The following is a 6603-nucleotide window of genomic DNA, read 5'->3' as shown; positions in this document are numbered from 1 at the left end:
AATAATGGTGCTCATAGTCACCTTCTTCAAGTACGCGGTGGATATGGAGTATAACGAAGTAATCGACCTCCTGTTCCTGGCCGTGGGCATCCTGCTTATCTCGCTGGCCTCCTACTTCATGCACAAGGAGGGTCACACGGGAAAAGTAGAAGACGGGGACGGCTGATAGGGAACCCGCGCCCGTTGACAATCAACCCGCGTTGCGTTAAGTTTAACCGGAAACTCTCTTCCTTTCTTTACCAAACCAAAACGGGACTATTTCGAGATGGACCACGAATCCCCATGGACCAGTTGCTTCCTTACCCGGATGATCATCCTCCATCTGGAGAAGACCGGGAAGGATACGGACGTCGACTATAGCGGGATTCTGGAGAGCGTCGCCCCCTCGGCCGCTATCGAGGACCCGAAAACTTTCCTTAAGGACCACAACAACTGGATCCCCCACCACGTATTAAAAAAGCTGGTCCGGGCCGCGGAAAGGGCGACGGGCAGGAAGGACGTCGCCTACCTCGCCGCCAGGGACTACTTCGAGCCCGGCCGGGCGCCCTCGCTCCTGGAGGTCATAGTAAAGCTCCTTAACGATATCGAACAGATACTCCTCTACTCCAACCTCTGGGCCGGGGGCTACGGCAACTACCTGAAACTCCAGTGCCTCACCCCGTCCGCCACGCCATCTCCAGACGCTAACGAGGTCGTCCTCCTCTCAAGGTTCGCCCCGAGCGTGGTGCCTTCGATCTCCGGCACCCAGATGGTCCGGGGGAACTATGAGGGCTTTACCGGGATGTTCGACTACGTCGAGGACGCCGCCTGCGTCGAGCAGCTCTCCCAGATAAAGATCGAGACCGTCGTCGGCGAGTTCGAGGGCTACCGGGTGGAAGAGGACGGGGACCGGTTGTCCATAGTGGAGTCCGCTTCGGATAAGGCGGTAGCCACGGCGAGGAAGATATACCTCAAGACCGAAACCCTCCCCTTCTCCCCGGACTGCCCCGTAAGCCCGGAAGACCCAGAAGAAATGGTCGTAAGGTCCGAAGGCGGCGCGGTAAGCGTCCTCACCGCCCGGGCGGGGACGAGCCCGCACGACCGTAAGGAGGAAAATGCCGCCTACGAAATAGTGCGCGGCGGCACCCTTAAGAACGGCCCGCTCGAATATACCCTCGGAAAAGGTCGGATCTTCAACGCGCCCTACTCCCGCTATCTCTATAAATGGAAAGCCATGGAAGTCCCGAAGGCGCACCCCGAGGTCGCACGGACCAGGCGAGAGATAGTGCCGCTCCTCTTCAACCATCTCCGGGGGGTAAGGGAGGCGCGGCGGATGCAGCTCGTATCCGCCATGGAGAAGAGGGCGCTCGCCCGGGAGAACGAAAATCTCAAGACCGGCATCCAGAGGGAGTCCGACTTCTTCGGGATAGTCGGGAAGAGTGAGGTGATGCAGGAGCTCTTCGAGCGGACCCGGATGGTCGCTCAAGTCGACTCGACCGTTCTCATTACGGGCGAGACCGGCACTGGGAAGGAGCTCCTTGCCAGGGCCGTCCACCTGGCCGGACCGAGGCGCGATATGAAGTTCCTGGCAATAAACTGCACGGCTCTGCCCGAAAGCATCCTGGAGGCCGAGCTCTTCGGTTACGAGAAAGGGGCCTTCACCGGGGCGCTCTCCCGAAAGCAGGGCATATTCGAGGCGGCCGACGGAGGGACGCTCTTCATGGACGAGGTGGGCGATATCTCTCCCGCCATGCAGGCCCGGCTGCTACGCGTGCTTGAAGAGCGGGAGATCCAGCGCGTCGGGGGCAGGGAACCCGTCCCCGTGGACGTAAGGGTCGTCTCGGCGACCAACAAGGACCTTAAAGAACTGGTCTCCACCGAAAAGTTCCGGAGCGACCTCTACTACCGCCTGCACGTCATCACATTGGACCTCCCACCCTTGAGGGAGCGCACCGAGGACCTGCTCCTCCTGGTCGACCACTACCTGGAGATATTCAGCCGGAATTTTAAGAAAGAAAAGCCGGCCATTACCGCCGACGCGCTGGCCGTTCTTAGAAACTGCCCGTGGCCCGGCAATATCCGGGAGCTTAAAAACGTTATCGAGCATGCCGTGGTCATGGACCGGGACGGGCGGATTAACCCCGAGGATATCACCCTTCTGGAATGCGGCGCACCGCTTAGAACGGAGACCGCGGAGGCGTTAAAACCGTTCCACGACGCGGTGGAAAGCCACAAGCGCCACGTAATAGAGCAAACGCTCAAGAAGACCGGCGGGAACCAGACCAGGGCAGCGGAACTCCTGGGCCTCCAACGGACCTACCTCTCGCGCCTCATCCGGCAACTCGGAATCACGCCCAAAGACAGAACCCCTTAAGATACACTGTAGACGAAAAGATTCATAAAAGCCCGTCCCCGGGATTGGTGCGCCCGCCCCCCTGCCACCACCTAACCCATCAGTACTTATAGCTATTTTCCCTCTTCCGCACCTCAAGAACCTCCCGTGGCATCCTTCTTGCTTCTTACTAAGGTCGACAGAACCCAATACCATAACGGAAGGAGAGAGAAGAGATGAGGACATACACCATTCCAAAGCTCGGCCACTACACTAAGTTCTTCGTAAAGGCGTTCCGGGACCTCGGCCTGAACGTGGTGCACCCGCCCTCGGTTTCGAGCGAGACGAACCAGCACGGCATACTGAACAGCGTTGAGATGATGTGCTGGCCCTACAAGGCCACGCTCGGGACCCTCATAAAGGCAATCGAGGACGACACGAGGGCCGGGACGATTACCGACGTAATAACCTACTCATCCCAGGGCCAGTGCCGCTTCAGGCACTACGGGAACCTCTACGACCTGGCGCTCTCGAACCTCGGCCACGACATAGGGTTCCACATAGTCAGGAGCGGCAACATCATAAGGGACATCCGGCGCATAACGGGGAGCTCGTTCTTCAAGGTCTGGCGGGTCGTCATAAACACCATAAAGGAGATAAAGAGGTACGAAGAAGAGCAGGAGAAGAAGTTCGCGAAGGGCGACATGAAGATACTCCTCATCGGCGAGATATACACGCTCCTCGAGCCGGACGTGAACTTCAACCTCAGGCAAAGGCTCCTCGACCTCGGGGCCGGGAGCAGGCTGGCCTGCACCCTCTCGGCCTTCATAAACTCGAACGTCCGCGGCAGAAGGGTAAGGTCCGCGGAGGCGGCAAAGTATATCGACAAGAAGGTCGGCGGCCACGGCTTCCAGAACATAGTCCACGTGCTCGAAGAGATGCACGAAGTCGACGGGATAATATACGTCTTCCCCCTTAGCTGCATGCCCGAGGCCACGGTCCTGCCCATAATAGAGCACATATGCAAGAAGAACAAAAAGCCCATACTGAAGATCGAGATAGACGACAACTCCTCGGAGCTCAACATCCTGACACGCCTCGAGGCGTTCACGGAGACGATACGGATAAGCAAGGGAATAACCGGCAACGCGCCCCGCTTGCAGGCGGTATAAAAGGAGGTAATATCATGGCTCGGAAATACTACATGGGAGTTGACATAGGGAGCAGCTCCATAAAGGCCGTACTCATAGACGATATCGGCACCGTCGTGGAGTCGGACTACATGAAGAACCTCGGGATAACCTCGTCGGTGCAAAAGCTCGTTCAGGGCTTCGAGGGCTACGAGATAAGTAGTATAGGGATTACCGGGTCGGGGAGGGCCTTCGGCAGGATACTGCTCGACGCCGACCTGGTAAAGAACGAGATAATAGCCCACTCGACCGCCGCGCTCCACTATAACCCCGAGGTCAATACCGTCTTCGAGATAGGCGGCGAGGACTCAAAACTCATCCAGGCCGAGGACGGCGTGGTCACCGGTTTTGCGATGAACACCTCCTGCAGCTCCGGCACCGGCACCATGGTGGAGGCCATAGCCGCGAGGATGGGGGTCTCCATCGAGGAGGTCTCGGCCATGGCGCTCGGCTCGAAGAATAACGTATCCGTGGCCGCCAAATGCGGGGTCTTCGCCCAGAGCACCGCCGTCAACAAGCGGAACGTGGGAGTGCCGGTCGAGGACATACTGATGGGTGTGTGCAGGGCGGTCGTCAACAACTACTTCTCCATACTCGTCAGGAACAACCGCCTCAAGGGGCCCTACATATTCCAGGGCGCGGTCGCCTGGAACGGGGCGGTCGTAAAGTGCTTCGAGGAGAAGGTGGGCGAGGAAATAATCATCCCGGAGATGCCGCACCTTATGGGGGCCTTCGGCATGGCGCTCCTTACGAAGAGCTACGGCATAGAGAGGCCGAGAAAGCTCGACGTAACCACGGACTACGACACCAGGATAAGGTACGGGACCAAATGCAGCAACGAGTGCGAGATAGTGGAGCTTATTAAGAACGGGGCCGTGGCCGGGTGCGTGGGTAACAAGTGCGACAAGTGCGTGGTAGTGGGCGGGGGTGAAGAGGTAGTAACGACGGGAGCGGAGGTAAAAACGGACGCGAGGACGGGGGGAAAACATCCCGCCCCTTTAAGTCCGGCAACGGTGTAAACCCGCCACTGCAAAGACGGAGGTTATCATGAAGACCGCGAAGACGAAAGCCTCGACCTACTATCCGATAATAGTCTTTCTCTGCCTCGCGCTCCTCACCGGGCAGTGGGGCTGCGCCCACGCTCTGAAACCGCCCTCCTCCGGTGAGGTAAGGAGGGAGGCAAGGGCGGAACTCGGCACCGTCGGCGTGGTCCCGGCGCGCTTTGAGCCGGAGGTCGGGCCCGGCGCTTCCACTACCGAGCGGATAACGGGACGGCTGGCAGTGGCCGGGAAAGAGACGGGCAAGGGGACCCTCCAGGGGACGGCGGTCGGGGGAACGGTGGGGGCTACAATACTGCTGGGTGGTATGAGCGCTTGTACGGGTAGCGGCCTCTTTGTCGGACCCTGTATTGTGCTTTTCACGGCTCTGGCGGCCGCTTCCGTAGTCGGCGGCGCGGCTATCGGTACGGTGGTTGGAACGGTTAAAGGGATAAGTAAAGCGCTGCCAAAGAAGGCACTGAACGAGAGAGAGACCGCTATCGAGGAAAGCCTCTCCGCCCATGATATACAGGAGGAGATGGGGGAGCGCCTCTCCGAAACCGTCCGGGCACGGACCTCGATCCCCCTTTTCCTCATCGCGGCACGGGGGCCCGCATCCCCCGGAGACAAAACCGACCACAGAGTCCTCACCGGCGAGGGGGTCGATACGGTCATCGAGATAAGCGTGCTGAACGTAGATTTGAGGAACGCCGCGGGCGAAAGGCAAGAACATTCGCTCTTTATGACCGTCAATACGAAGCTCATAAGGACCGCGGACAACACAGAGCTCCACGCCCGTACATTCGAATACCTGGGCGCGGAGCGCAGCTTCGGGGGTCGGGACGAAATCGATGCCGGAGCGTTCGGCGAGGAACTGGAAAAGGCCTACGAAGAGCTAAGCTTGAATATAGTGGAGGGGTTTCTTTTATCGCACCCTCCCTTCCCCCCCTTTTCCCCCTCCCCCCCTCCATCCAGCCCCGAGCCCCCTATGGAGAGGATGCCATGGGAATGACTGTACAGTGCTGGTATTCACCTGACAGTTGGGAGAAGGGCCAAGAATTATCTCTTTTACATAGTAGTTATCAAGCTTCCTGCATCGATTCGTGGGGAGCAGGCCATAAATTAGGCCGAACCGTTATCGCCGTTAGCTATACCATGATGCCGCTTTTTTTCGCAACCCAGATATCTTGAGTGGGTAAAAAGTAATTTTGAGATACCACGGTAAACGTTTCAAGCAATTCATTCCTAACGAACTCTGAAGGATGATATGCAAGACACCACTTTTTGCCCCCTTTTATGTTTCCTCTGACAACCAATTTCCCCGAATCATACAATTGTTTCTCATGCGACAGGAGCCTGTCACTGGCAGAATCGCTGTGAGTTGTTATGATGAGCAGGCCGTTGGGTTTTAGAACTCGCCTCAGTTCTTTCATCCATTCAAAATGCATTTTTTCCGATAAATGAGTGAAGACTGATACTGCACATACACAGTCTAAAAAATTAGACTCAAAAGGAAAGGGCGGTCGTGCCTGATTGGTGAAAAATTCTACCCCCTTTATATTCTCCCGACACCACTCTATAGATTCCGCATTGTAGTCGCTTCCGCACAATTCAACATTCCTATGAGTGAGAGCACCTCTTAAATGACGAACTATACGGCCGGGACCACATCCCCATTCAAAAATTCTGACGTTGTCTGCCGTCAGTTCCTTATTAAGGATATCTCCTATGACTTTCGCATGCATTACGCCTGAATTAAAATATGCTTCCCATCTAAAACCACCATATGCGTCAAATGCAAGATGCTTTGGAGGAACGGGGAAGTCGATATGATTAGACAGGAATTCCCTATTAGCTTTTATAACATTTATATTTATCAGCTCTTTCAGGTATAGCAACCAATCAACAGCTTGGAGCAATCCTATTTTTCTCAATCCGTTTGCTATCGCATGTAACGTCCGGATATTCATAATTCAAGCCTCTTGTTCTTTCATTGAAGAAAACAGGGACAGCGGGGTTGTTGAAAAAGTCCCATATTGTCACCCTGAACTTGTTTCAGGGTCTC

General features: G+C 56.4%; 5 protein-coding genes. 4 read left to right on the top strand and 1 reads right to left on the bottom strand.

Annotation, left to right across the window (positions count from 1 at the left end):
• Positions 1-265 precede the first annotated feature (265 nt).
• The 4 genes from V3W31_05630 to V3W31_05615 all read left to right on the top strand — a co-directional run bounded on the left by V3W31_05630 (position 266) and on the right by V3W31_05615 (position 5550).
• Positions 266-2353 (top strand): sigma-54 dependent transcriptional regulator, encoded by a 2088-nt coding sequence (locus V3W31_05630; protein MEE9614421.1) that lies wholly within the window; start codon positions 266-268, stop codon positions 2351-2353.
• Positions 2354-2547: 194 nt separating this feature from the next.
• Positions 2548-3483 (top strand): 2-hydroxyacyl-CoA dehydratase, encoded by a 936-nt coding sequence (locus tag V3W31_05625; GenBank protein ID MEE9614420.1) that lies wholly within the window; start codon positions 2548-2550, stop codon positions 3481-3483.
• 14 nt (positions 3484-3497) lie between these two features.
• A complete protein-coding gene (locus V3W31_05620) occupies positions 3498-4520 on the top strand; it encodes an acyl-CoA dehydratase activase (protein MEE9614419.1) in 1023 nt (340 codons plus the stop codon).
• 28 nt (positions 4521-4548) lie between these two features.
• Positions 4549-5550 (top strand): hypothetical protein, encoded by a 1002-nt coding sequence (locus V3W31_05615; protein ID MEE9614418.1) that lies wholly within the window; start codon positions 4549-4551, stop codon positions 5548-5550.
• A gap of 136 nt (positions 5551-5686) precedes the next feature.
• On the opposite strand, the gene V3W31_05610 is transcribed toward V3W31_05615, so the two are convergent.
• On the bottom strand, positions 5687-6508 hold the full coding sequence (locus V3W31_05610) for a class I SAM-dependent methyltransferase (protein ID MEE9614417.1): 822 nt from the start codon (positions 6506-6508) through the stop codon (positions 5687-5689).
• Between the last annotated feature and the right edge of the window lie 95 nt (positions 6509-6603).

Source organism: Thermodesulfobacteriota bacterium (assembly GCA_036482575.1).
Lineage (GTDB): Bacteria > Desulfobacterota > GWC2-55-46 > GWC2-55-46 > JAUVFY01 > JAZGJJ01.
Note: the sequence above shows the minus strand (reverse complement) of the source record. Positions and strands in the feature narration are given on the sequence as shown.